This window comes from Streptomyces gardneri (genome assembly GCF_006539185.1).
Classification (GTDB): Bacteria; Actinomycetota; Actinomycetes; order Streptomycetales; family Streptomycetaceae; genus Streptomyces; species Streptomyces gardneri.
The window spans coordinates 1-23679 of sequence record NZ_BJMN01000007.1 but is presented as its reverse complement, the minus strand read 5'-3'; the positions used below and the strand labels follow the sequence as shown (position 1 = coordinate 23679).

General features: G+C 72.1%; 22 protein-coding genes and 1 pseudogene. 12 read left to right on the top strand and 11 right to left on the bottom strand.

What is annotated here, in order from left to right; genetic code table 11:
* Positions 1-111: 111 nt before the first annotated feature.
* Positions 112-1518 carry a short-chain fatty acyl-CoA regulator family protein gene (locus SGA01_RS05395; protein WP_141293851.1) on the bottom strand — a complete coding sequence of 469 codons (1407 nt, stop codon included), beginning with the start codon at positions 1516-1518 and terminating at the stop codon, positions 112-114.
* A 314-nt stretch (positions 1519-1832) separates the two neighbouring features.
* Here SGA01_RS05395 and aceA point away from each other — a divergent pair, with 314 nt between their 5' ends.
* The 4 genes from aceA (at position 1833) to SGA01_RS05375 (ending at position 6432) form a co-directional block, all read left to right on the top strand.
* On the top strand, positions 1833-3137 hold the full coding sequence (aceA, locus tag SGA01_RS05390; RefSeq protein ID WP_141293849.1) for an isocitrate lyase: 1305 nt from the start codon (positions 1833-1835) through the stop codon (positions 3135-3137).
* Positions 3138-3300: 163 nt separating this feature from the next.
* Positions 3301-4896 (top strand): malate synthase A, encoded by a 1596-nt coding sequence (aceB, locus tag SGA01_RS05385; protein ID WP_141293847.1) that lies wholly within the window; start codon positions 3301-3303, stop codon positions 4894-4896.
* The gene (locus SGA01_RS05380) at positions 4893-5825 is read left to right on the top strand and encodes a 3-hydroxybutyryl-CoA dehydrogenase (RefSeq protein ID WP_141293845.1); all 933 of its coding nucleotides are present in this window, start codon (positions 4893-4895) and stop codon (positions 5823-5825) included. The genes aceB and SGA01_RS05380 overlap by 4 nt, the downstream gene beginning before the upstream one ends.
* Positions 5826-5901: 76 nt before the next feature.
* Complete coding sequence (locus SGA01_RS05375; protein ID WP_141293843.1) at positions 5902-6432, top strand: hypothetical protein; 531 nt, start codon at positions 5902-5904, stop codon at positions 6430-6432.
* Positions 6433-6441: 9 nt separating this feature from the next.
* Here the strand turns inward: SGA01_RS05375 and SGA01_RS05370 are convergent, their stop codons facing one another.
* Both SGA01_RS05370 and SGA01_RS05365 read right to left on the bottom strand, forming a co-directional pair.
* A complete protein-coding gene (locus SGA01_RS05370) occupies positions 6442-6870 on the bottom strand; it encodes a protein-tyrosine phosphatase family protein (RefSeq protein WP_141293841.1) in 429 nt (142 codons plus the stop codon).
* 195 nt (positions 6871-7065) lie between these two features.
* Positions 7066-7347 (bottom strand): hypothetical protein, encoded by a 282-nt coding sequence (locus SGA01_RS05365; RefSeq protein ID WP_055640231.1) that lies wholly within the window; start codon positions 7345-7347, stop codon positions 7066-7068.
* Positions 7348-7596: 249 nt separating this feature from the next.
* Here SGA01_RS05365 and SGA01_RS05360 point away from each other — a divergent pair, with 249 nt between their 5' ends.
* Positions 7597-8568, top strand: coding sequence for an acetylxylan esterase (locus SGA01_RS05360; protein ID WP_141293839.1), 972 nt, complete (start codon positions 7597-7599; stop codon positions 8566-8568).
* 257 nt (positions 8569-8825) lie between these two features.
* Here the strand turns inward: SGA01_RS05360 and SGA01_RS05355 are convergent, their stop codons facing one another.
* Positions 8826-10016 carry a cytochrome P450 gene (locus tag SGA01_RS05355; protein ID WP_167534015.1) on the bottom strand — a complete coding sequence of 397 codons (1191 nt, stop codon included), beginning with the start codon at positions 10014-10016 and terminating at the stop codon, positions 8826-8828.
* 237 nt (positions 10017-10253) lie between these two features.
* On the opposite strand from SGA01_RS05355, the gene SGA01_RS05350 reads away from it, so the two are divergent.
* Positions 10254-11480 (top strand): cytochrome P450 family protein, encoded by a 1227-nt coding sequence (locus tag SGA01_RS05350; RefSeq protein WP_141293835.1) that lies wholly within the window; start codon positions 10254-10256, stop codon positions 11478-11480.
* Positions 11481-11507: 27 nt separating this feature from the next.
* Here SGA01_RS05350 and opcA read toward each other — a convergent pair whose 3' ends face one another.
* Both opcA and SGA01_RS05340 read right to left on the bottom strand, forming a co-directional pair.
* A complete protein-coding gene (gene opcA / locus SGA01_RS05345) occupies positions 11508-12419 on the bottom strand; it encodes a glucose-6-phosphate dehydrogenase assembly protein OpcA (RefSeq protein WP_141293833.1) in 912 nt (303 codons plus the stop codon).
* 31 nt (positions 12420-12450) lie between these two features.
* Positions 12451-13020: a DoxX family membrane protein gene (locus SGA01_RS05340; RefSeq protein ID WP_141293831.1), complete on the bottom strand. Its 570-nt coding sequence runs from the start codon at positions 13018-13020 to the stop codon at positions 12451-12453.
* Positions 13021-13198: 178 nt separating this feature from the next.
* Between SGA01_RS05340 and SGA01_RS05335 the strand changes: the two genes are divergently transcribed.
* From SGA01_RS05335 to SGA01_RS05325, 3 genes are all read left to right on the top strand, one after another.
* Complete coding sequence (locus tag SGA01_RS05335; protein WP_141293829.1) at positions 13199-14578, top strand: dipeptidase; 1380 nt, start codon at positions 13199-13201, stop codon at positions 14576-14578.
* A 64-nt stretch (positions 14579-14642) separates the two neighbouring features.
* Positions 14643-15245 (top strand): HdeD family acid-resistance protein, encoded by a 603-nt coding sequence (locus tag SGA01_RS05330; protein ID WP_141293827.1) that lies wholly within the window; start codon positions 14643-14645, stop codon positions 15243-15245.
* A gap of 167 nt (positions 15246-15412) precedes the next feature.
* The gene (locus SGA01_RS05325; protein ID WP_055640239.1) at positions 15413-15835 is read left to right on the top strand and encodes a DUF350 domain-containing protein; all 423 of its coding nucleotides are present in this window, start codon (positions 15413-15415) and stop codon (positions 15833-15835) included.
* Positions 15836-15960: 125 nt separating this feature from the next.
* Here SGA01_RS05325 and SGA01_RS05320 read toward each other — a convergent pair whose 3' ends face one another.
* Both SGA01_RS05320 and SGA01_RS05315 read right to left on the bottom strand, forming a co-directional pair.
* Positions 15961-16989 (bottom strand): S66 family peptidase, encoded by a 1029-nt coding sequence (locus SGA01_RS05320; protein ID WP_141293825.1) that lies wholly within the window; start codon positions 16987-16989, stop codon positions 15961-15963.
* A 51-nt stretch (positions 16990-17040) separates the two neighbouring features.
* Positions 17041-17517, bottom strand: a complete 477-nt coding sequence (locus SGA01_RS05315; RefSeq protein WP_141293823.1) for a hypothetical protein — start codon at positions 17515-17517, stop codon at positions 17041-17043.
* A 177-nt stretch (positions 17518-17694) separates the two neighbouring features.
* On the opposite strand from SGA01_RS05315, the gene SGA01_RS05310 reads away from it, so the two are divergent.
* On the top strand, positions 17695-18906 hold the full coding sequence (locus tag SGA01_RS05310) for an SPFH domain-containing protein (protein WP_141293821.1): 1212 nt from the start codon (positions 17695-17697) through the stop codon (positions 18904-18906).
* 8 nt (positions 18907-18914) lie between these two features.
* Positions 18915-19949, top strand: a complete 1035-nt coding sequence (locus tag SGA01_RS42555) for a M23 family metallopeptidase (RefSeq protein WP_304364576.1) — start codon at positions 18915-18917, stop codon at positions 19947-19949.
* Between the two features lie 31 nt (positions 19950-19980).
* On the opposite strand, the gene SGA01_RS05300 is transcribed toward SGA01_RS42555, so the two are convergent.
* From SGA01_RS05300 to SGA01_RS05290, 3 genes are all read right to left on the bottom strand, one after another.
* Positions 19981-20853, bottom strand: coding sequence for an alpha/beta fold hydrolase (locus SGA01_RS05300; RefSeq protein WP_141293817.1), 873 nt, complete (start codon positions 20851-20853; stop codon positions 19981-19983).
* A 192-nt stretch (positions 20854-21045) separates the two neighbouring features.
* Positions 21046-21732, bottom strand: a complete 687-nt coding sequence (locus SGA01_RS05295; RefSeq protein ID WP_141293815.1) for an ABC transporter ATP-binding protein — start codon at positions 21730-21732, stop codon at positions 21046-21048.
* A gap of 97 nt (positions 21733-21829) precedes the next feature.
* Positions 21830-23344, bottom strand: a complete 1515-nt coding sequence (locus tag SGA01_RS05290) for an ABC transporter permease (protein WP_141293813.1) — start codon at positions 23342-23344, stop codon at positions 21830-21832.
* Between the two features lie 141 nt (positions 23345-23485).
* Between SGA01_RS05290 and SGA01_RS41550 the strand changes: the two are divergent.
* Positions 23486-23679, top strand: a pseudogene (locus SGA01_RS41550) (hypothetical protein); the annotation flags it as partial.

The following is a 23679-nucleotide window of genomic DNA, read 5'->3' as shown; positions in this document are numbered from 1 at the left end:
CCGAACGTCGGGCGGTGGTAGCGGAAAGTCGATTTCCGTTGCCTGCGTCTTTCGTAGGTGCTTATGCGCCTTTGGTGCGCTTTCACACATGGTAATCCGTATCGAATGCGGTCAGGTGTCCTCCACGACGTACGGCACGAAGCTGCCCACGTTCTCGTCGACGGCCAGTGCGCGACCCACCGGCGGCAGCGCGCGCTGGGTGCAGTCGAGGCGTTCGCAGGCTCGGCAGCCCATGCCGATCGGGGTGTCGGCGGCCCGGTTGTCGAGGTCGAGGCCGTCGGAGTAGACCAGGCGGGAGGCGTGGCGGACCTCGCAGCCGAGGCCGATGGCGAAGGTCTTGCCGGGGGCGCCCCACGCGCCGCCGTGGCGGGTGACCGTCCGGGCCGTCCACAGGTAGCGCTGTGCGTCGGGCATGGCCGCCACCTGGACGTGGATGCGTCCGGGCGCCGCGAACGCCTCGTAGACGTTCCACAGGGGACAGGTGCCGCCGACGCGGGAGAAGTGGAATCCGGTGGCGGACTGCCGCTTGGACATGTTGCCGGCGCGGTCGACCCGTACGAAGGAGAAGGGGACACCGCGCAGCCGGGGGCGCTGGAGGGTGCTGAGGCGGTGGCAGATGGTCTCGTAGCCGAGGCCGAAGCGGTCGGCGAGCCGCTCGATGTCGTACCGGCTCTCCTCCGCGGCCGCGTGGAAGACCCGGTACGGGAGGATCAGGGCGGCGGCGAAGTGCTGGGCGACGCCGATGCGGGCCAGTGACCAGGTCGTGGTGGCCTCCTCGTAGTCCTCGGAGGCGTACGCGCGGAGCAGGTCGTCGTGTTCGAGCAGGGCGAGCTGGGCGGCCATGCGGAACGCCTGCTGGCCGGGGCGCAGTCGGGGCGAGAGGTGCAGGATCCGGGCGCCGGGGTCGTAGCGGTGGAGACGGTCGCCCGCGTCGTTCGCGATGCGCACGCCGTGGTGCTCGTCGAGGCGGGTGGCGAGGGCCCGTCCCACCTCGCCGGGGCGGACGCCGATCTCATGCGCGAGGTCCTCGGCGGCACGGTCGGCGTCGTGGAGGTAGTTGCGGCGCCGGTGGAAGAACTCGCGGATCTCCTCGTGCGGGGTGCGGGCCGCGCCGGGGGCGGTCGTACCGCCGCGCGCCCCGGTCAGTTCGGCGAGGCTCTCGGTCAGGGCGCGGTTCCTCCGGCCGAGGTCGAGCAGGAGGGCCGCCACGTGGGGCAGGCGGCCGGACAGGTCCTTGAGGTCGGCGGCGGAGAGCGCGGCCCGGTCCAGTTCGTCGGCCAGGGTCTCGCGCAGGTCGGCGAGGAGCCGGCTGGCGTCCCGTTCGGAGAAGAACTCCGGGTCGAGGCCGAAGGACTCGGTGAGCCGCAGGAGCACCGGCACGGTCAGCGGCCGGGTGTCGTGCTCCATCTGGTTGAGGTAACTCGGCGAGATCCTGAGGACCTTGGCCAGGTCGGCCTGGTTCAGCCCGCGCTCCTCACGGAGCCTGCGCAGTCTCCCGCCCGCGTAGATCTTGCTCATGGTCCTCCCTCGGGTCGCGGCTACGGGTCGTCGGCAGCCTAGTCGGGTCGCGCCTGGCTCAGGGCTTCGCAGACTTCGCGGAATCGCGCGGGAAGATTCGCAGAACTTGGCAGTCGGCCACGGTTGTTGGCACGGGGTGCCACTGCGAAAGTCATGGCAACGGCCCGCCGAGAGCAGCTCTGACAGGCGGAAACCGGGGCGCGGTTCATGCCCTGACACCGCCGGTTTCGGACGCCTCCACACCGCGACCTGCGGGCCGTCCTTCACCTCCCACGAATCTTTGCAGGATTCGACACACCCGAGGAGAGAACATCATGGCGCAGGCAGCGGCGACGACACGGGCGGCCGAGGAGCTGGCCCGGCGCTGGGCGACGGACCCGCGCTGGCGGGGGATCGAGCGCACGTACTCCGCCGAGGACGTGGTCCGGCTCTCCGGCAGCGTCCGCGAGGAGCACACGCTGGCCCGCCGCGGCGCCGAGCGGCTGTGGCGGCAGCTGCACGAGCTGGACTACGTGCACGCGCTGGGCGCGCTGACCGGCGGGCAGGCGGTGCAGCAGGTACGGGCCGGGCTCCAGGCGATCTACCTGTCGGGGTGGCAGGTCGCCGCCGACGCCAACCAGGCCGGTCACACCTATCCCGACCAGAGTCTCTACCCGGTCAACTCCGTTCCCCAGGTGGTGCGTCGGATCAACAACGCGCTGCTGAGGGCCGATCAGATCGCCACCGCCGAGGGCGGCACGACCGGTTCGACCGACGGGGGCACGGACTGGCTGGCGCCGATCGTCGCCGACGCCGAGGCCGGCTTCGGTGGCCCGCTGAACGCCTTCGAACTCACGAAGGCGATGATCGCGGCCGGTGCGGCCGGCATCCACTACGAGGACCAGCTGGCCTCCGAGAAGAAGTGCGGCCACCTCGGCGGCAAGGTCCTCGTGCCCACCTCCCAGCACGTCCGGACCCTCAACGCGGCCCGGCTCGCCGCCGACATCGCGGACACCCCGACACTCGTCATCGCCCGTACGGACGCGCTCGCCGCGAACCTGCTCACGAGCGACGTCGACGAGCGGGATGCCGAGTTCGTCACCGGAGAACGCACGGCCGAGGGCTTCTACCGGGTCCGCAACGGCATGGGCCCCGTCATCGCCCGCGGCCTGGCCTACGCCCCGTACGCCGATCTCATCTGGGTCGAGACCGGCACCCCGGACCTCGACCAGGCCCGCGAGTTCGCCGAGGCGATCCACGCCCGGTACCCGGACCGGATGCTCGCGTACAACTGCTCGCCCTCGTTCAACTGGAAGGCGGCTCTGGACGACGACCGGATCGCCAAGTTCCAGCGCGAACTCGGCGCCATGGGCTACAAGTTCCAGTTCATCACGCTGGCCGGCTTCCACTCCCTCAACCACGGCATGTTCGACCTCGCCCGCGGCTACGCCCAGCACGGCATGACCGCTTATGTGGACCTCCAGGAACGGGAGTTCGCCGCCCAGGCTCAGGGCTTCACCGCCGTGAAGCACCAACGCGAGGTCGGTACGGGCTACTTCGACCTGGTCTCCACCGCCGTCAACCCCGCCTCCTCCACCACCGCGCTCAGCGGCTCCACCGAAGAGGAGCAGTTCCACTAGGGCCTGTCAGGCCGCGGGCCGCCGGACACGGCCCACGCCTCGCGCGTCGCGCGGCCCACAGCCGTACGGGGCGGGCGGCTCCACGTACCGCCCGCCCCGTACTCCTCCTCCCCCGCCCCACCCCCACCTCGGCCCGCCCTCGCCCCGCCGTTCAGGAGAACCGATGCCTCCCAGTGCCCCACCGCGCTCCCTCCGTGTCCTCGCCGCCGCGGGCGAGCGTCACGACGAGATCCTGACCCCCGAGGCCCTCGACTTCGTCGCCCGGCTCGTCGATGCCTTCGCCCCGCGCCGGGGCTGGCTCCTGAAGGAGCGCCGGCGGCGGGCGATCCGCCTCGCCACAGGCACCCCTCTCGACTTTCCCCTGACCACGTCCGCCGTCCGCTCCGACGCCTCCTGGCGGGTCGCGCCGCCCGCGCCCGGCCTCACCGACCGCAGGGTCGAGATCACCGGCCCGCCCGCCGACCGGCGCATGGCGGTCAACGCCCTCAACTCCGGTGCCCGGGTGTGGATGGCCGACTTCGAGGACGCCACCGCGCCCACCTGGGAGAACGTGATCGGCGGACAGCTCGTACTCCTCGACGCGATCGAGCGGCGCATCGACTTCACCACACCGGAGGGCAAGGAGTACCGCCTCCGCGAGAACCCCGCCACGATCGTGGTCCGGCCACGCGGGTGGCATCTGGAGGAGCACCACCTGCTGTTCGACGGACGCCCCGTGCCGGCCTCGCTCGTCGACTTCGGCCTGTACTTCTTCCACTGCGCCCGGCGGCAGATCGACGCCGGCCACGGACCGTACTTCTACCTCCCCAAGCTGGAGAACGCCTACGAGGCCCGGCTGTGGAACGACGTCTTCCTCCTCGCCCAGGAGCTCCTCGGCATCCCGCGCGGCACGGTCCGCGCGACCGTCCTCATCGAGACGATCACCGCCGCGTTCGAGATGGAGGAGATCCTCCACGAGCTGCGCGAGCACAGCTCCGGGCTCAACGCGGGCCGCTGGGACTATCTGTTCAGCCTGATCAAGACCTTCGGACACCGCACCGACTTCCTTCTTCCCGACCGGGCCAAGGTCACCATGACGGCCCCCTTCATGCGGGCGTACACCGACCTCCTCGTCCGCACCTGCCACAAGCGCGGTGCGCACGCGATCGGCGGCATGGCCGCCCAGGTGCCGAGCAAGGACCAGGAGGCGAACGCCACTGCCCTGGCGAAGGTGCGGCTCGACAAGGAACGGGAGGCGGAGGACGGTTTCGACGGCTCGTGGGTGGCCCACCCCGGCCTGGTCCCGACCTGCCGCGAGGTCTTCGACGGTGTCCTCGGCGACCGCCCCGACCAGCTCCACCGGACCCGCGAGGACGTGGAGGCCACGGCGGCCGGTCTGCTCTCCGTACGCCGGATCAGCGGCCCGCCCAGCGAGGAGGGCGTGCGGACCAACATCGCCGTCACCCTCCGGTACTTCGACGCCTGGCTGCGCGGCCAGGGCGCCGTGGCGCTGTACGGCCTCATGGAGGACGCCGCCACCGCCGAGATCGCCCGGGTCCAGATCTGGCAGTGGCTCCGCCACCGGGTGGTGGAGCGTGACACCGTCCTGCGGATCCTGGAGGAGGAACTCGCCTCGCTCGGCGCCGAGTTCCCGTGGGCCGCGCTCGACGAGGTACGGGACCTGTTCACCGAGACGACGCTCGCGACCGAGCTGCCCTCGTTCTTCACCCCTTCCGCGTACGAGCGCCACCTCGTCCGGATTGCCGAGGACCGGTCATGAGCGGCGCGCGCGCCCGAGGCGTGGACATCCAGCACGTCGACATCCAGCACCTGGACATCCGGCGCGTGGGCGTCGTCGGCGGCGGCCGGATGGGAGCGGGCATCGCCGAGGTCTGCGCCCGCGCCGGACTCGACACGATCGTCTCCGAGACCTCCCGTCCAGCCGCGACGGCGGCCCGCGAGCGGATCGCCGTGTCCCTGGAACGGGCCGTCCAGCGCGGTAAGCTCGACCGGTCCTCCGCCGAGACGGCCCTGGCCCGTGTCACGGTCACCGCGGAACTCGCCGACCTCGCCGACCGGCAGCTGGTCGTCGAGGCCGTCACCGAGAACGCCCGGGCGAAGACCGAGGTCTTCGCGGCGCTCGACAAGATCGTCGCCGATCCGGAGGCGATCCTGGCGACCAACACCTCCTCGCTCCCCGTCATGCGCCTCGGCAGAGCCACCGGCCGCGCCGACCGGGTCGTCGGTCTCCACTTCTTCAACCCCGTCCCCGTACTGCCGCTGGTCGAGCTCGTCACGACGCTGCACACCTCGGCGGCGACCACGGCAGCCGTCCACGACTTCGCCACCCTCACCCTCGGCAAGACCGTCGTCCGCTCCACCGACCGCGCCGGATTCGTGGTCAACGCGCTCCTGGTCCCGTACCTGCTCTCCGCGATCCGCATGACCGAGTCGGGCCACGCCTCCGCCACGGACGTCGACCGCGGCATGGAACTCGGCTGCGCCCACCCGATGGGACCGCTGAGGCTCGCCGACCTCATCGGACTCGACACGGTCCACTCGATCGCCGAGTCGCTCTACGAGGAGTTCAAGGAGCCGCTCTACGCCCCTCCCCCGCTGCTGCAGCGGATGGTGGAGGCGGGGCTGCTCGGCCGGAAGACCGGCCGGGGGTTCCATGTGTACGGCCGGGAAGTTCAGAGGAATCCCTGACCCGGGCGTGGGGATAGCCTTCTCCGCGGATGGCGTGCGCCACTCACCCACCTCGACGTTCACCCGGGAGCCGACGTTGCCGATACGGATCCGCCCGACCGCTCTGCTGTTGTCGGCGGTGCTGGGGGTCGGGGGCCTCACCGGCTGCTCGGCCGCGCTCGACCTGCTCAAGGACTGCGAGGGCACCGAAGGGCGTGTGAAGGAACTGGAGTCGCTCGCGATCCTCGACTCCCGGCCCGTGGGGGCCACCAGCCCCGTGCACTACGAGAACGTCGACGCCGGATGCTGGGCGGACAGCGGAGACGTCATGGTGTACGCCGACCGGACGTACGCGTTCCCCGGCACCCGGGCCGAAGTGCTCCGGCACTACCGGACGGCGGCGGAGCGCGACGGCTGGAAGGCGCCCTCGAACCCCACTCCTCCGCCGCCCGGGAAGCCGGAGGGCCTGTGCTTCTCGCGTACCGAAGGCGGGGAGTCGGCCCAGCTGGACGTCTACTTCCTGACCGCCGAGAACCTCTCCTTCGAGGAACACGAACCCGGCCCCGAGCTCACCTCGGGCTCCGCCTACCGCCTGTCGGTCACGTCGGGTGGTGTCTGTGACGGATGAGCGATGCCGCTACGGGAAGCGGGTGACGTAACGGCGTTGCCAGGGTGTCTCCACGGCGCGCGGAGCGTAATGCTCCCGGACGTAGGCGACGGCCTCGCGGCTGGGTACTCCGTCGAGCACGGCGAGGCATGCGAGTGCGGTGCCGGTTCGTCCGCGTCCACCGGCGCAGGCGATCTCGACACGTTCGCTCTCGGCACGCTCCCATGCCTCGCGCAACGCTTCGGCGGTTGTGGCGCGGTCGGACGGCAGCCGGAAGTCGGGCCAGCGCAGCCAGCGGCTTTCCCAGGCGACCGGTGGTGGCCGGTGGCCCAGCAGGTAGAGCGCGAAGGTGGGCTGCGGGCCCTGCGGGAGCGGCCAGTTCAGTCCCCGGCCGCGGACGAGCCGGCCTGAGGGCAGTCGCAGCACGCCCGCCGTCGTGGGTTCCCATACAGCAGTCACGGTGCGAGCCTAGCCCCCGTTCGGTTCACGGTCAGGCGGCTTTCCCCAGCGCTCCGACCGTTCGGCCGGAGCGCTGGGGATCCTCGGGGCACCACACATGGTCGACAGCGCGGCGGACGAGTGAGTCGTCGATCTCCACAGCGACGCATGCTCAGCAGACGGCCGGTGCCGCCGCATGCGAATTCTCCGCGGCCCCTAAGGCGTGTTCGCCTCCAGGAGGCGGCTCGTGCGGGTGCTCGCGCCCGTCAGGGTGAGGGGGATGCCGAGGCTTCCGCACATGCGGTGGGCGCGGGCGAGGGCGCTGAGGGTGGCCGGGGTGGGGTCGGCTGCCGGGAGTGCGATGACCACCCGGGTCGGGCGGTGGGTCTGGACCAGAGCCTGGATCTGAAGGGCGGCCGCGGCCCTGTTGGTGACGTCCAGGTCGCGGTGGAGCGCCACGTGCAGGACGTGGTGGCGAACGGTGTGGCTGATGAGCATGGTGTTCCTCCGCGCAGGACGACGAAGGCCCGCAGCCGGACGCGGTGGGGCATCGTCCGAGGATGCCACGGGGACTGCCCCGGGGGCGTTCTCGTGGCGCGCTCCGTGTGATGTGTCGGTGCGGCGCCGCTGGATGGCACCTCGACCGATTCACGTATATGAATCGGCCGAGGGGTCCTACTAGGGTGGGGAGGACCGGAGTGACCGGTCGAGATTTCGAACGCGACCCTCACTCACCAGGCGGTTTCCATGAGCCAGTTCGACCTGCCCATCGACCAACTCCGGACGTACCGCAGCGCGTCCGTGGAGCCGGAGGACTTCGACGCCTTCTGGGCGAAGACCCTCGCCGAGACGCGCGCGCACCCGCTCGACGCGCGCTTCGAGCGCGTCGCCACGGGGCTCGCCACGGTGGAGACGTACGACGTGACGTTCGCCGGGTTCGACGGCCAGCCGGTCAAGGGCTGGTTCGCGCTGCCCGCGGGCATCTCGGAACCGCTGCCCGTGGTCGTCGAGTTCCTCGGCTACGGAGGCGGGCGCGGGCTGCCGCACACGCATCTGCTCTGGGCCTCCGCCGGGTTCGGGCACTTCGTGATGGACACCCGGGGGCAGGGCAGCGGGTGGGCCACCGGCGACACCCCCGACCCGGTCGGCAGCGCGCCCGCCGCCCCCGGATTCATGACCCGGGGCATCGAGAATCCGGACACCTACTACTACCGGCGGCTCTTCACGGACGCGGTCCGCGCCGTGGAGGCGGCGCGCTCGCACCCGCTGGTGGACGCCGGCCGCACGGCGGTGACCGGCGGAAGCCAGGGCGGCGGCATCACCCTCGCGGTGGCCGGGCTCGTACGGGACCTGGTGGCCGTCGCCCCCGACGTGCCGTTCCTCTGCGACTTCCCGCGCGCGACGACCCTCACGGACCGCATGCCGTACCGCGAGATCGGCAACTACCTCAAGGCCCACCGGGGCCGCGTCCAGCGGGCGCGGGACACCCTGGCGTACTTCGACGGGGTCCACTTCGCCGCCCGCGCCACCGCGCCGGCGCTGTTCTCGACGGCCCTCGAGGACCAGACGTGCCCGCCGTCCACGGTGTTCGCGGCCTTCAACGCGTACGCGGAGGACGACAAGGAGATCGAGGTCTACGACTTCAACGACCACGAGGGCGGCGGCTCCTTCCAGCAGGCCGCCCAGCTCCGCTGGCTGCCGGGAAGGCTGCGCGGCTGACGCCGATGACCCGTCCGGGGTCCGGTCGGTCCGACCGGGTTCGGCTCCGGTTCGGTTCCGCCCGGGTCCGGGTCCGGTTCGATTCCGCCCGGGTCCGGGTCCGGATCCCTCCGCGTCCGTCGTCCGTCCCGCTCCGGACAGGGCTGAAGCCCGAGCCGTACAACAGGCTCGGGCTTCAGGTCGTGCACGGTCGTGCACGAGGCGTGGCGCGCGCCTCCCGGACGGGCGCCCCGCTCACTGGTTTCAGTGCCAGTACTTCATGGTCGTACCCCCTCCCCCGCTCTCGGGCGCAGAGTGACCTCGAAGCGGTCGAGACCGCGGAGGGTCAGATTGCGCCGGTGTTCCGGTTCCGCGACTCCCCGTGCGTCCGGGTAGTCCCTGGCCAGGGCCCCGAGGACCGATCCGGCAAGCCGGATCGCCATGGACGCGCCCAGACAGGCATGGGCCCCGCGTCCGAACCCGAGGTGTGGGTTCGGGGCGCGGTCGAGTCGCAGCTCTGTGGGGTGGTCGAAGCGGAGCGGGTCGTGGTTGGCCGCGCCCAGGAAGAGCGTGACCGGATCACCCGCTCTCATCGTGACGCCACCCAGTTCGGTATCGGTGACGCAGACCCGGGCGTCCGCCTGGACGGGTGCGTCGTACCGGATGAGTTCGTCCACGGCGGAGGCCGGGGTCGCCGGGAAGGCGGCCATCGCGCCGGGGGTGGTGAGCAGGGCCGCCGCGGCGTTGCCGAGGAGCCGTGAGGCGGATTCGTAGCCGGCGTGCAGGACCGCGCGCAGACTGTTCCGAAGAATCGTTTCCTCTACGCCACTGTCCGCCGCGTGTTCGGCGACGTAGGCGATGAGCCCTTCCTTCGGCGGGTCCGCGAGCCACCCGCCGGCGTACTCGGCGAGCCGTGCCCGCGCCGCGACGGCGGGCTCGTGCTTCTCCGGCCACAGGCCGGCGTCCATGCCGTCGACGACGGTACGGGACATGGGCACGAACCAGTCGAGCTCGGGCGCCGGGACGCCGAGGAAGGCGGTGACGAAGCGCAGCGCGACCGGTTCGGCCAGCTCTCCGACGAAGTCGAACGAGGGCCGCTCGGCCAACTCCGCGAGCAGGTCGTCGATCTGGAGGTCCAGACCGTCGTGCAACGCCCGTCGGTCCTGGGCCCGGAAGCCGTCGAGGAGCAGATGCCGGATCGCCGTGTGCTCCGGCGGGTCGAGGGTCTGCACGCTCAGCAGCGGCGCGGGGATGTCCTCCCCGGCGCGGCGCCAGTCGGAGGCGAAGCGGTGACTGTCGGTGAGTACGGCGAGGCAGTCGGCGTGCCGGGTGAGCACCCAGGAACCGAGCAGTTCGTGCCAGTAGACGGGGGCGGACTCCCTCATCCGGGCATACGCGGGGTAGGGGTTCCGCAGGTTCGACGGACGGATCAGGTCCAGGATCGGGTCCACGCCTGTCGCTTGCTCCACGAAACATCTCCCCCTTCGCATAGGGCCTGGTTGAGGCCTTGACTGCTGACGAGTCGAGCTGTGCGAGACGCCGATCCGCCGGTGGGCGGAGCGCCTCGCTGGTGTGTCACCGGCGGTTCGCCGGTCCTTCCCCGTACATCATTCGAGCCGAGCGCCGGTGACGCTACCACGCAACTGAGGTGGCTGGTATGACTACCTGCCAGAGATCCTTCACAAATCTTCGGGGAGTTACGGAAGATGACCGGCCAAGACCAGACGATAGTTCACGATGTCCCGGTAAACGTCGCCCAACAGCCCAACCCCTACCCCCTCTTCGAGCGCATCCGCGAACACGGAGTCGTCCAGCGTGTCCGGCTGAATCCCACCCTTGAAGTCTGGATGGTCACCGGCTACGACGAGGCGGTGGCGGCGCTCACCGACCCCCGGCTCAGCAGTAGCCCGGTCGGGGTCAACGGACTTGAGGAGGAGATGGCCCATCAGGAGCGCACCAACGTCCTGATGGCCAGCATGCTCGTCGCCAACGGCGAGGACCACACGCGGCTGCGCAACCTCGTCTCGAAGGCCTTCACCTTCCGTCGCGTGGAGCAGATGGCGCCCCGCGTCCAGGCACACACCGACGCCTTCATCGACGCCTTCGCGACCCGCGGATCCGCCGATCTCGTCTCCGAGTTCGCGCTCCCGCTGCCCATGGCCGTACTCAGCGAACTCATCGGCATCCCGGCCGAGGGACAGCCCGACTTCGCCCGCCTCGCGGTCGGCCTCATCATGCCGCCCAACACACCCGAGCGCCTCGCCAAGGGGGCACAGGCCCGGGCCGAACTCGCCGAGTTCTTCCTGCCGTTGATCGCCCAGCGCAAGGCCGACCCGAAGGACGACCTGCTGAGCGCGCTGTGTGCCGCGCAGGCCGAGGAGCGGATCAGCGACCGCGAGCTGACGGCCATGACGATCCTGCTCACGCTGGCCGGCCACGAGACGACGGCGAGCCTCATCGCCAACGGCGTCCACGCGCTCCTGCGCCACCCGGAGCAGTTCGCCGCGCTCCGCGACGACCCCTCGCTGCTCCCCGGCGCGATCGAGGAACTGCTGCGCTACGAGGGCCCCGTGAGCCGGGGTGTCGCGCGCTTCACCGTGGACGACTACGAGATCGGCGGGGTGACCGTCCCGGCGGGCGAGATGATCATCATCGGGCTCGCCGCGGCCAACCGCGACCCGGCCCGCTACGACCGCGCCGACATCCTCGACATCGCACGCCGCGAGGTCCCACAACAGCTCGCTTTCGGCCACGGTGTGCATTTCTGCCTGGGTGCCCCGCTGGCCAGGGCCGAGGCCCGGATCGCCATCGGCACCCTGCTCCGCCGCTTCCCGGATCTGCGGCTCGCGGACCCGGACGCGGATCTCTCACGGCGCGAGGGCATCCTGCGGGGCATGGCGACGCTGCCGGTGGCCTTCACTCCGGAGGGCTGAGCCGACGAGGTCGACGTACGGAGTACGTCACACGCGGCCGCGCAGAGCGGCCGCGTAGGCCTCGTCGGGGTCGAGACGGCGCAGTTCCTCGGCGATCAGCTCGGCGGTCGTCCGGACCTTGAGGGCGAGGACCCGGCTGGGCTGGCCGGGGATGGCGAGCCGGGCCACCGGGCCCTCCGGCCGGTCGATGCGGATCTCCCCGTCGGGCGTGCCCATGCGGACGGCCGTGACGACCGGGCCGTCGGTGACGATCCGGTCGACGGGGACGCCGAGCCGGACCTCGAACCAGCGGGCGAGGAGCTCGGCGCTGGGGTTCTCCGCCTCGCTCTCGACGGCGGCCGAGGTCACGGTCGCCCGGGCCTGGTCGAGCGAGGCGGCCAGCATCGAACGCCACGGGGTGAGCCGGGTCCAGGCGAGGTCCGTGTCGCCGGGGGCGTACGAGGCGGCCCGGGCCTCCAGTGCGGCGAGCGGGTCCTCGACCGCGTACATGTCGGTGATGCGGCGCTGCGCGAGGGCGCCCAGCGGGTCCCGGGAGGGGACCTCCGGGGCGTCGACGGGCCACCAGACGACGACGGGCGCGTCCGGCAGGAGCAGCGGCAGGACCACGGAGTCGGCGCGGGCGGCGAGTTCGCCGTGGAAGCGGAGCAGGACCGTCTCGCCCGCGCCGGCGTCGGACCCGAGCCTGACCTCGGCGTCGAGCCGGGTCTCGTGCCGCTCGCGGGGGGTGCGGGCATGGCGCTTGATGACGACGAGGGTCCGGGAGGGATGCTCCCGGGAGGCTTCCTTGGCGGCCTTGACCGCGTCGTAGGCGTGTTCCTCGTCGGTGACGACGAGGAGGGTGAGCACGACGCCGACGGCGGGTGTGCCGACGGCCCGCCGGCCCTCCAGGATCGCCTTGTTGATCTCGCTGGAGTTGGTGTCCGTCAGATCGATCTTCATGCGCGGCGCCGTCCCTTCCTCTGCGGCGAGCCTAACGCTCCTCGCCCGGTGCGGCGTCGGCCGGTTCGGTGTCCGCCGACTCGCCGTTCGACGGGGACGCCTGGTCCTGGGCTCGGCGGCCCACCACGGCCGCCGCCGCGAGCGCGGTGCCGATGAAGGCGGTCGCCACCACCCACGGCCGGTCGAGGACGTGGCAGGTGGCGTGGTCCAGGGAGTACCGTCCGGCGCCCGCGATCCCGATCGCCGCGGCGGTGAAGCCGAGGAAGGCCGGGTACTCGTACCCACCGCCCTGCGCGAAGAAGCCGGCCGGGGCGTGGACGGCGACGGCTCCCGTCATGGCGCCGGCCGCGGCGGCGCCGGCGGCCGGGGTGGCGAGGCCGAGGGCGAGGAGGACACCGCCGCCCGCCTCGCCGAGACCGGCGGCGATCGCGCTCTCCCGGCCGGGTGAGAAGCCCATCGCCTCCATGCCCTTGGCGGTGCCCTCGATGCCACCACCGCCGAACCAGCCGAAGAGCTTCTGCGCGCCGTGGGCGGCGAGTACGGCGCCGGTGCCGACCCGCAGCACGAGCAGCCCGAGGTCGCGTCGGTTGAGGTCGGCCATGAGGGGGTCTCCGTAACGTCGGGGGCGCGGACTCGTACGCCGTCCACTCTCGGCCCGCTCCCCGGGCCGCGCCGCCCGGGACCGCCGTCCTCTGCTCCATCGGAGTCATCTTTTGCGGCGTTTGTCCTCCATTGCTTAAGTGAGGGTGCTGTGGCCGTCCCGATGAAAGTGGGTACGCATGACCGCCGAGTCCCCCGAGACCGCAGCCCTGCGGGAGAAGGTCCGGGCGCTGATGCCCCGGGCGAAGGAGGACCTCACCGAGCTGGTGGCGATGCGCTCCGTCGCGGACCCCCGGCAGTTCCCGCCCGAGGAGTGCGCGAAGACCGCCGACTTCCTCGTCCGGGCCTTCACCGAGGCCGGGCTCCGTGACATGCGGCGGGTGACGACCCCGGACGGCACGGACGCGGTCGTCGGCCACGCGCCCGGCCCCGAGGGGGCGCCCACGGTGCTGCTCTACTGCCACTACGACGTCCAGCCCCCGCTGGACGACGCGGCCTGGCGGACACCGCCCTTCGAGCTCAGCGAGCGCGACGGGCGCTGGTACGGGCGGGGCTCCGCCGACTGCAAGGGCAACATCGCCATGCACCTGACGGCCCTGCGCGCGCTGGGCGGGCCGGAGGGCAAGGGCTTCCCCGTGAACATCAAGTTCGTGGCGGAGGGCTCGGAGGAGCAGGGCACGGGCGGCATGGAGCAGCTGGTGCCGCTCCAGCCCGACCTCTTCGCCGCCGACGCCCTGCTGATCTGCGACACCGGCAACTTCGCGCTCGGACTGCCCACCGCGACCACCTCGCTGCGGGGGCTGACCAATGTCGTGGTCACCGTCTCCACGCTCAAGGGCGAGATGCACTCGGGCATGTTCGGCGGCCCCGCGCCCGACGCGCTGGCCGCGCTCGTACGGATCCTCGACAGCCTGCGCGACGCGGACGGCAACACCGCGATCAAGGGACTGCCGGGCGACGGCTCCTGGGACGGCGTGGACTACCCGGTCGAGCAGTTCCGCACCGACGTGGGCGTCCTGGACGGCGTGTCCCTCGTCGGTACGGGTTCGGTCGCCGACGAGCTCTGGGCCCGGCCCGCCGTCACCGTCCTCGGCATCGACTGCCCGCCGGTGGTGGGCTCCTCGGCCGCGGTCCAGGCGAAGGTACGGGCCAGGGTCAGCCTGCGGGTCCCGCCGGGCATCGACTCGGACGACGCGCTCCGCGCGCTCACCGACCATCTCACCGCGATGGCGCCCTGGGGCGCCCGCGTCGACGTGGAGCCGGAGAGCGCCGGGCAGCCCTTCCGGGCGCGCACCGACGGCCCGGCCTACGGGGCCCTGGCGTCGGCGCTGCGCGAGGCGTACGGGAAGGAGATGGTCGAGTCCGGGCAGGGCGGGTCGATCCCGCTGTGCAACGTCCTGGCCGACCGTTTCCCGGAGGCGGAGATCGCGCTGATCGGCGTCGAGGAGCCCGGCTGCCTCATCCACGCGCCCAACGAGAGCGTGGACCCCTCGGAGATCGAGCACATGGCGCTGGCCGAGGCGCTGTTCCTGAGCGGCTACGCGGCGGCGGCCCGATGACCCCGGCGACCCCGTCGACTGCGGCGGCCCCGGCGACCCCGAACGGAAAGGGAGCGATGGTTCCATGACACAGACTCATGACGGACCCACCCGGAACGACGTACCGCCCGGTCCACTCGGCGTCCTGGCGGGCGCGGCCTGGCAGGCACTGCTCGTGGCCGGGCTCGTCTCGGTGGTCCTGGGCATCATGGTGCTCGTCTGGCCCGATGCCTCCCTGCGCGTGGCAGGGGTGCTCTTCGGCCTCTATCTGCTCTTCAGCGGCGTGATGCAGCTGGTCACGGCCTTCGGTACGCATGCGACGACCGCGCTGCGGGTCATGGCGTTCATCAGCGGCGCGCTCTCGATCCTGCTCGGCCTGTTCTGCTTCCGGGGCGCGATGCAGTCGACCCTGCTGCTCGCGCTCTGGATCGGCATCGGCTGGCTCTTCCGGGGCATCACGCAGACGGTGGCCGCGGCCTCCGACCCCACGATGCCGGCCCGAGGCTGGCAGATCTTCCTCGGCATCGTGAGCGCGGTGGCCGGTGTGGTGCTCATCGTGTCGCCGCTGGAGTCGGCGGAGGTGCTCACCGTCCTCGCCGGGATCTGGCTGATCATGGTCGGCCTGGTCGAGGCGGCCACCGCCTTCATGATCCGCTCGCGCGCCGGGAACCTGCCTCCGGGGGCCTGACGGAGCGGCCCGTCGCCGCTGCCCGCCGCCTCTCCACACCCCCACCGCGCTCCCGCCGTCCGCCCGATTCCCGGGCGGGCGGCGGGGGCGCTTGACCTGTGCGCTACATTTTGCCGGTCCTTGACCACCGATCCCCCGCGATCGCAACCCTTCGGAGCCGGCATCCCATGAGCGACATCGTCAACGGCCTGGGCCGCGCAGGTGCCTACGGCGCCCTCGGCGTGGTCCTGCTGATCCTCGGCATCGTGCTCGTGGATCTGCTGACGCCGGGGAAGCTCGGCCGGCAGATCTGGGAAGAGCGCAACCGCAACGCCGCGATCCTGCTGAGCTCGGCGCTCCTCGGCATAGGCGGCATCGTCTTCACCTCGATCTGGACCACGTACGACAACTTCGGCAAGGGCCTCGTCTCCACTGCCGCGTTCGGCCTGCTCGGCCTCGTGATGATGGCGGTCGCCTTCCTCGTCCTGGACCTGGTGACGCCGGGCAAGCTCGGCGCGACGCTCGTCGACCCCGAGCCGCACCCGGCGGTGTGGGTGACGGCCTCCTGCAACCTCGCGGTCTCGGCGATCGTCTCCGCCTCGATCGCCTGACGAACGCCTTCCATCGCCTGACGATCGCCCCGCACGATCGCCTGTCGATCGTCGTCCGTACGAGAGGACGCGGCCCCCATCGGGTCGCGTCCTCTCTGCGTCGGGCCGAGCCCGTCGGTCCGGCGTCAGTCCAGAGTCTGGGTCAGTTCGCTGTGCGTCGCCGTGTGGACGACGCGGCCGCGCGCTCCGTTGACGATCGGCAGGTAGGGCGCCACGTGCCCGCACTCGACGTCGCCGATGATCGGCACGTTCAGCGGCGCGAGGGCGTCGAGCACGGCCTCGTGCTGGCCGAGCGACTCGTGGCCGGGTGCCGAGGTCCGGCCGACGAGGACGGCGTTCGCCTGGTCGAAGAAGCCCGCCAGCCGCATCCCGTGCAGGTACCTGCAGATGGCGAAGGAGTCGTCGCCGCCCGCCTCGACGTAGACGAGGAGCCCCTCGGGGGCCTCGGCCCGGGCGAAACCCGAGGCGTCCAGGTAGGGCGTTCCCGCGAGGTTGCACAGCATCTCGATGCAGCCCCCGATGAGGCGCCCCTCGACGTCCACGTCCCCGTCGCCGTCCAGCCGGGTCCACCGCCCTGGGGTGTCGAGCGTGAACTCGCGCACCTCGGGGTGGACCGCGTAGTCGTCCCATCCGTCGGTTCGGTGGCGGTTCGGCGGGACCTGCGTGAACCGGTGCCCTCGGGGGGCGGTGACGATGTCGAGCCAGGACAGGAGCCCGTCCGGCGCACGGTAGGGCGTGTCCATGAGGTTGTTGCCGTGCAGGGTCGCCGTCCCGGTGAGGAGCGTCAGCGGGGTCATGACGGTCGCCATGTCGGAGAACCCGACGAGCCAGGTCGGCTCCGCGTCCCGCAGCCGGTCCCAGTCGAGGTGCGGCAGCAGGTCGATCGCGGTCTCGCCGCCCCACGGCGGCACGACGGCCCTGATGGCGGGGTCGGTCAGCATCGACATCAGCTCGCCCGCGCGATCGGCGACGGGCGCACTGAGGTGACCGTCGCCATCCATGCAGTCGCCCACCACCACCTCGTACCCCCGTGCCTCCACGTCACGGATCGCCACGTCGAGGCGCGCCCGCAGGTCTTTCGACACCCCACTGGAGGGAGAGGTGACACCTATGCGGTCGCCGGGGCGCAGGGGCTGGGGATAACGGATCGCCATGCGCCGGATTCTGGCACGCCGTCACCGGCTGCCCTCAGGATTTTCACGCAGTCACGGATTCATGGGCTCCACCTCCAGGAAGCGGCGGCCCCGCGGGCCCCGGTAGAGGAGCGCGTCCCAGCCCAGGCGGGTGAGGGCGGCCATGCACGCGGCGAGTGCCTCCGCCTCCTCCTGGGCGGCCCCCGAGCCCGGCGGGCCCAGCCACTCCACCACGGCCGTCGCCGGCCTGTCCCCCGTCCGGACCCGGTAGCCGGTGTCGACCCGCGTGCCCGAGGCGTCGACGGAGGAGGGGGTGAGCCCGCCGGACTCCAGGGCCAGGGCCACCGCGCGGACCGGTCTGCCGCGCTCCCACTCGGCGGGGACGGCCTTCGGGTCGCCACCCTGACCGTTCGTCAGCCGTCTGATCTGGAGCAGGCCGTCCCGGGCCGTCCGGACCTCTCGCGAACGCTGCTCGGCCTCGGCCGCGGGCAGCGGCGGGCCGTCCCCCGTCGCCGCCTCGAACGTTCCCCCACCGCTCGTCGTCGTCATACGGAAACGGTAGGGGCCGCCACTGACATCAGCCCGCCGTGAAGCCTTGGCCAAGGGACCAAAGTCCCGGACATTCGGGACTTTCGTCGCGGCATTCCGGACATTCACCCCTGTGACGATGGTCTTTGAAGATCATCCGACGTGCCGTCATCTCCGGACGACGGCCGGAAGGGCCTCATGACCGAGCCACAGAAGCGGCCCCTGCCCGTCCGAGTGCGTCGCCACCCCGACGGCATACCGATGGACGACCTCTTCCGGTCGGATCCCGCGCTACCGACCGGCACCCTGCTCAGGCCCGACGACCGGCCGGAGGCGGCGGAACTGACCGAATCAAGCGGACTGACCGGAGCGGTACGAGCGGCCGAGTCCGCCGAGCAGGCCCACGGCCGGCCGGCGTCCGTACGGGCCTCACGGGCCGCACACTCCCCGCAGCCCCCTCAGTCACCACAGTCCCCGCAGTCACCACAGACCGTCCCTGCGGTCGCCGTCTCCCGGCGTCCGCCGCCCTCCGACCCCGACCCCGACCTCGTCGAGCGCCGCGGGCCCGCCGCCCCCGGCTGGCTCGCCGTGCTCACCGGCCTGACCGCACTCGCCGGGGCGGCGGCGACGCTGTGGCGGGCCCGCCCCCTGAGCGGCGCGCAACTGCCGCCCTGGCAGTGGGCCGCGCTCGCCGGCTGCGCCGTCGTCACCGTCGTCGCCTTCGGCGGCCTGACCCGCGGACGCACGGGCTCCGCCTGGGTGCTGTCGCTCTTCGGCCGCTACCGCGGCACCGTGCGGCGCACCGGCCTGGCCTGGATCAGCCCGTTCGTGCTGCGCCGCCGGATCGACGTCAGGCTGCGCCACTGGCGCAGCGAACCGATCTCCGTCGTCGACGCCGAGGGTTCGGCGCTGCGCGTCGTGGTCCTGGTGGTCTGGTCGGTACGGGACACCGCCCGGGCGCTCTTCGCCGTCGACGACCATCTCGGCTATCTGCGGGAGCAGGTGGAGGCGGCCGCCGCGCGGGTCCTCTCCCAGCTGCCCGCCGACGCCTTCCGGGGTGGCGCGCCGACCCTGCGGAACGCCGAGGCGGTCGGCGACGCCCTCACCTGCATGCTCGCGGCCGAGTGCCGGCCGGTCGGCATCGCGGTCTTCTCCGCCCAGCCGACGCGTATCGAGTACGCCCCCGAGGTGGCCGCCGCGATGCAGCGGCGGCAGATCGCGGCGCTCGACGCCAAGCACCGGGACACCGTCCTGACCGGCGTGATCGACGCCGTGGACGACACGGTGACCCGGCTGACCACACGCGGACTCGTCGAACTCGACGACTTCGAACGCCAGGCCCTGGTCAAGGACTTGACCGTGGCCTTCTACACCCGGCGTGGCGGGCCGGCCCCACAGAATCAGGAGTGACGAGGATCGTGAACACCCCCGGATTCACCGCACCCGAACTCACTGCACCCGAACCGACCGCACCCGACCTCACTGCACTCGAACTCGAACTGGCCGCACCCGGTTTCACCGACGAGATACCTCTGGACTGCTCCTGCGCGGGCTGCGGCGCAGCCGCCCGGAGCCTGGGCACGGACGGCGTGCGCTCCGGCGCCGCGACCCTGCACGGGGTGCGCCGCGCCGTCGTCGCGACCGTCGGCGCGGTCGCCCTGGTGGGCGCCGGCAGCGGAGCGGCACTCGCCGAACCCGCCCCGGCGCACGCCGGCTGGGACGGCTCGAAGTACTGGTTCCGGAACGCGGCAGGCGAATGGCGCTGGACCAGCCACCACTCCACGTACGTCCAGCGCACGGCCGGCGGCGGCGACCGCGGCAGCGCTTCCGGAAGCGGCGGGCAGCGGACCGCGGCCGGCGGAGGCCGTACCGGCGAGCCCGTCTTCCGGGGGCGGCAGGGCTGGGACGCCCAGGACCGCGTCTACTGGTACAAGTACCGCGGCCACTGGTACTGGACGAGTCACCAGTCGAAGTACGAGCAGCGGACGGGCACCTCGGGGAACACCTCGAAGCCGACCGGCCCCACGGCCCCGACCGCTCCGTCCTCGCGGGGCTGGACGGCGCCGGTCTCCTCGTACGTCTTCACGGGGTACTACGGCCAGCCGGGTGCGTGGTCGCGGGGCTACCACACGGGGCAGGACTTCGCGGTGCCGATCGGTACGACGGTCCGCTCGGTCGGCCCGGGGCGCGTCGTGACGGCCCAGTACAGCCGCTCGTACGGCTACGAGGTGGTGATCCGCCATCCCGACGGCCGTTACAGCCAGTACGCCCATCTCTCGCGGATCGACGTGTCCCCCGGGCAGAGCGTGTCGGCGGGTCAGCGGATCGCGCGGTCCGGGAGGACGGGGCGGGTGACGGGTCCGCACCTCCACTTCGAGGTGCGGACCACGCCGTACTTCGGCTCGGACGTCAACCCGCTGGCCTATCTGCGCGGCCACGGCGTGCGCATCTAGGGAGCCGTGAGGCGAAGTAGGGGAAGAGGGGTCAGCCCGCCACGCGTTCGATCCAGGCGGTGAGGTCGGCGACGACCTCGTCCCGGTTGGTCTCGTTGAGGACCTCGTGGCGGGCGCCCTCGTAGCTGCGGTACGTGAGGTCGGTGAGCCCGGCCTCGCGGTAGCGGGCGACCAGCAGGTCGGAGAGGGCGAGGCGGGCGTTGAGCGGGTCGTGGTCGCCGACGAGGACGTAGACCGGCAGGCCCGCCGGGATGCCCTCGGGTGCGGCGAGCCGGCCCGCGGCGGCGCCCATGTCGGCCATCCCCCGGTCGTCGGCGGCGAAGCCGCAGAGCGGGTCGGCGAGGTACGCGTCGACCTGCTTCTCGTCGCGGCTGAGCCAGTCCGCCTCCGTACGGTTGGGCGCGAAGCCCGCGTTGAAGGCGTCGAAGACCCCGCCTCCTTCGACGCCCGCCTCCGCGGCCTGCCGGGCGGCCTCGGCGAGCCCGGTGAGGAGCCCGTCCACGGCCGTGGTGCCGGAGAGGGCGACTCCGTCGACGAGGGCGGCGTGGTCGAGGAGGTACTGCTGGGCGGCGAAGGAGCCCATGCTGTGCCCGAGCAGGATCACCGGCACCCCGGGGTGCCGGTCGCGGGCGATCCGGGTGAGGGCGGCGATGTCCTCGACGAGGAGGTTCCAGCCGTTCTCGCCGAAGTGGCCCGCGCCCGCGTGCATCGAGAGTCCGTGGCCGCGGTGGTCGCCCGCGTAGACGACGAAGCCGAGGCCGGTGAGGTGCTCGGCGAGCGGGGCGTAGCGGGCGGCGTGCTCGCCCATGCCGTGCGCGATCTGCACGACGCCCCGCGCGTCCCCCTCGGGGAGCCACGTGTGGACGTGGATGGCGATCCCGTCCCGGGAGGTGAAGGTGAACATCGCGGCTCTCCTGACTCGTGACTGCGCACTGCGCACTGCGGACTACGGACTGCGGACTGCGGACTGCGGACTGCGGACCGCTGGCGCCGGAATCCTGGCTCCTGACGCCCGGACACCGTAACGGCGTTCGACAATGCCGAACACCGTTACGGTGGAGTGATCCCCGTCTCAGCCACCCGACCACTCGACCTCTCAGCCGACCGGGCGGTTCTCCTTCACCGTGATCCGCCCCTTGCGGATCGTGGCCAGGCGCGGTGCGCGGCGGGCGACGGCGCTGTCGTGGGTGACCATGACGAAGGTCAGCCCGTGCTCCTCGCAGAGCCCTTCGAGCAGGTCGACGATCTCGTCGCGCATCGACTCGTCGAGATTGCCCGTCGGTTCGTCGGCGAGCAGCACCTTCGGCCGCTTCACCAGCGCGCGGGCGATGGCCACGCGCTGCTGCTGACCGCCGGAGAGCTCGGACGGCAGATGCCCGAGGCGCTCGCCGAGCCCGACCGACTCCAGCGCCTCGGCCGCCCTGTCGCGGCGGTCGGCGGACTTGACGCCGAGCGGGACCAGGGCGGTCTCCACGTTCTCCAGGGCGGTGAGGGTGGGGATGAGGTTGAAGCTCTGGAAGACGAAGCCGATGTTCTGACCGCGTACGGCCGTCAGCCGGCGCTCCGAGAGCTTCGCCAGGTCGGTGCCGTCGAGGAGGACGCTGCCGGAGGTGGGGCGGTCGAGGCCGCCGAGCATCTGGAGGAGAGTGGACTTGCCGCCGCCCGTGGGGCCCTGGATGACCAGCCGGTCGCCCTGGCCGATCGCGAGGTCGACGCCGGCGAGTGCGTCGACTCTGGTCCGGCCGCGCCGGTACTGCTTGGTGACGCCGATGAGTTCGTACATGGTGCGACTCCTGTGTGAGGTGGTGCGGTGCGGGCGCTCGGCCACGCGAGTACCTGGCTGCCCGGCCCCGCGACCACGCGCGTGCCCGGCTGCTCGGCTACTCGACGCGGCGCAGCGCGTCGGCGGGGCGCAGGCGCGAGGCGCGCCACGCGCCGAAGCCGCCCGCGACGAGACCGCCGCCGAGCGCGAGGAGCACGGCGAGACCGACCGTGGTGACGCCGACCGGGGCGGTGAGGGCGATGTCGACGGTCTTGCCGACGGCCGTACGGGCTCCGCCGGGGCCGCCGCCCGCGGCGCCGCCGAAGACCGCCCCGCCGCCGCCCCGACCGCCGAAGCCGCCCACGCTCGAGCCGAGTTCGGCGGTGAGGTTCGGGCTGACGGCGGTGACCGCGTACGCCCCGGCGAGGCCGATCGCGATACCGAGGGCTCCGCCGACGACGCCGTTGACGAGGGCCTCGCCGACGACCTGGCGGGTGACCCGGCCACTCGTCCAGCCGAGCGCCTTGAGCGTGCCGAACTCGCGGACGCGGCGGCCGACCGCCGAGGAGGTGAGCAGGCCGGCGACGAGGACGGCGGCGAGGAGCACCGCGTACGAGAGCCACCTGCCCATGCTGGAGGCGAGGTTCGCGGCGGTGTCCAGGGAGCCGGAGACCGTCTGGGCGAGATCGGCCGAGGTGGTGACGGTGGTACCGGAGACGTTCTTCTGGATGGCGGTCTTGACCGCCTCGATCCTCGTCGAGTCGTTGGCCTTCACATAGATCGTGGTGATCTTGCCGGTGGAGGCGGAGAGCGTCTGCGCCTGCTTCAGGGGCAGGTAGACCTGGGCGGCGGACTGGCCACTGTCGGCGGTCGCGATCCCGATGATCTCGAACGACACACCCTTGACCGTCAGCTTCCCGCCGACCGCGAGACCCTCCTGCTGCGCGTAGGCGCTGTCGAGGACGACGACCTTCGCGTCGGTCTCAGTGATCTTGAAGGTACGGCCCTTGGAGACGGTGGAGGTGGTGAGGGGGCCGAGATCGGGGGCCGTGACATCGGTGCCGTAGAGCGTGAAGGAGTCGACGTCGAAGGCCGCGCCGCCGCCGGTGACCGTGTCGCCGGGACCGCCCGAGCCTCCTCCTGTGGCATCGCCCGGCTGAACGGGCTGGGCGGGCTGGGCCTGCTGCCCGGGCTGCTGCTCGCCGCGCTGGATCCGGCCGCGCGTGAACTCGCCGTCGATCTTGAGGTTGACGAGGCTCAGCCCGCCCACCGCCCGGTCGACGCCCTGCTGCTTCGCGACCGTGGCGACGGTGGAGTCCGCGAGGGTCTGGAAGCCCTGGACCATCAGGCGGTCGCTGCTCTGCTTCTCCTCGCCCTCCCCCTGGCCCTCGAACTCGAACCGGGGCCGCTGCGGCCGCGCGCCCTCCTGGAGCTGCTCCTGGGCCTTGGTCACCGTCAGGTCCGTACCGAGCCCGTACAAGGACTCGAGCACCTTGCCCTGGGCGACCTTCATGCCGGAGGAGACGGAGTTGACGACGATGACCAGCGCGATCCCGAGCGCGAGCCCGGAGGCGACGACGAGCGCCGCCTTTCTGCGGCGGCGCAGCTCGCGCCGGAGGTAGGTGAAGAACATGGCGCGAAGGTAGGAGCGGCGCGTGATGGTGGGATAAGGCCCGCGTGAGAGCCGGATGAGAGCACGTCAGCCCGGTGGTCGGGACGGGGAATCGAACGGATCCCTGGGCGGGCCGGCTCCCCCGGTGGCAGAGTCGGCGCCATGTCCGACGACAGGGGAACGGTCAGGCCGGGAACGGCACACGAGGGTCCGGAGCGGCCGGACGCGGCACGGCAGGGGCCGGTGCAGCGGGACGCGGTGTGGCAAGGGCCGGTGCAGCCGGACGCAGCACGGCAGGGACCGGTGCAGCCGGACGCAGCACGGCAGGGACCGGTGCAGCCGGACCCGGCACGGCA

Excerpts from the sequence above, each read along its gene's own strand:
- SGA01_RS05310 (WP_141293821.1), top strand. The coding sequence starts at position 17,695 with ATGACCGAGCCACAGAAGCGGCCCCTGCCCGTCCGAGTGCGTCGCCAC.
- SGA01_RS05380 (WP_141293845.1), top strand. The coding sequence starts at position 4,893 with ATGAGCGGCGCGCGCGCCCGAGGCGTGGACATCCAGCACGTCGACATC.
- SGA01_RS05300 (WP_141293817.1), bottom strand. The coding sequence starts at position 20,853 with ATGTTCACCTTCACCTCCCGGGACGGGATCGCCATCCACGTCCACACG.
- SGA01_RS05315 (WP_141293823.1), bottom strand. The coding sequence starts at position 17,517 with ATGACGACGACGAGCGGTGGGGGAACGTTCGAGGCGGCGACGGGGGAC.
- SGA01_RS05335 (WP_141293829.1), top strand. The coding sequence starts at position 13,199 with ATGACCGCCGAGTCCCCCGAGACCGCAGCCCTGCGGGAGAAGGTCCGG.
- SGA01_RS05365 (WP_055640231.1), bottom strand. The coding sequence starts at position 7,347 with ATGCTCATCAGCCACACCGTTCGCCACCACGTCCTGCACGTGGCGCTC.
- SGA01_RS05395 (WP_141293851.1), bottom strand. The coding sequence starts at position 1,518 with ATGAGCAAGATCTACGCGGGCGGGAGACTGCGCAGGCTCCGTGAGGAG.
- SGA01_RS05330 (WP_141293827.1), top strand. The coding sequence starts at position 14,643 with ATGACACAGACTCATGACGGACCCACCCGGAACGACGTACCGCCCGGT.
- SGA01_RS05340 (WP_141293831.1), bottom strand. The coding sequence starts at position 13,020 with ATGGCCGACCTCAACCGACGCGACCTCGGGCTGCTCGTGCTGCGGGTC.
- SGA01_RS05320 (WP_141293825.1), bottom strand. The coding sequence starts at position 16,989 with ATGGCGATCCGTTATCCCCAGCCCCTGCGCCCCGGCGACCGCATAGGT.
- aceA (WP_141293849.1), top strand. The coding sequence starts at position 1,833 with ATGGCGCAGGCAGCGGCGACGACACGGGCGGCCGAGGAGCTGGCCCGG.
- opcA (WP_141293833.1), bottom strand. The coding sequence starts at position 12,419 with ATGAAGATCGATCTGACGGACACCAACTCCAGCGAGATCAACAAGGCG.
- SGA01_RS05295 (WP_141293815.1), bottom strand. The coding sequence starts at position 21,732 with ATGTACGAACTCATCGGCGTCACCAAGCAGTACCGGCGCGGCCGGACC.
- SGA01_RS05350 (WP_141293835.1), top strand. The coding sequence starts at position 10,254 with ATGACCGGCCAAGACCAGACGATAGTTCACGATGTCCCGGTAAACGTC.
- SGA01_RS05290 (WP_141293813.1), bottom strand. The coding sequence starts at position 23,344 with ATGTTCTTCACCTACCTCCGGCGCGAGCTGCGCCGCCGCAGAAAGGCG.
- SGA01_RS05360 (WP_141293839.1), top strand. The coding sequence starts at position 7,597 with ATGAGCCAGTTCGACCTGCCCATCGACCAACTCCGGACGTACCGCAGC.
- SGA01_RS05325 (WP_055640239.1), top strand. The coding sequence starts at position 15,413 with ATGAGCGACATCGTCAACGGCCTGGGCCGCGCAGGTGCCTACGGCGCC.
- aceB (WP_141293847.1), top strand. The coding sequence starts at position 3,301 with ATGCCTCCCAGTGCCCCACCGCGCTCCCTCCGTGTCCTCGCCGCCGCG.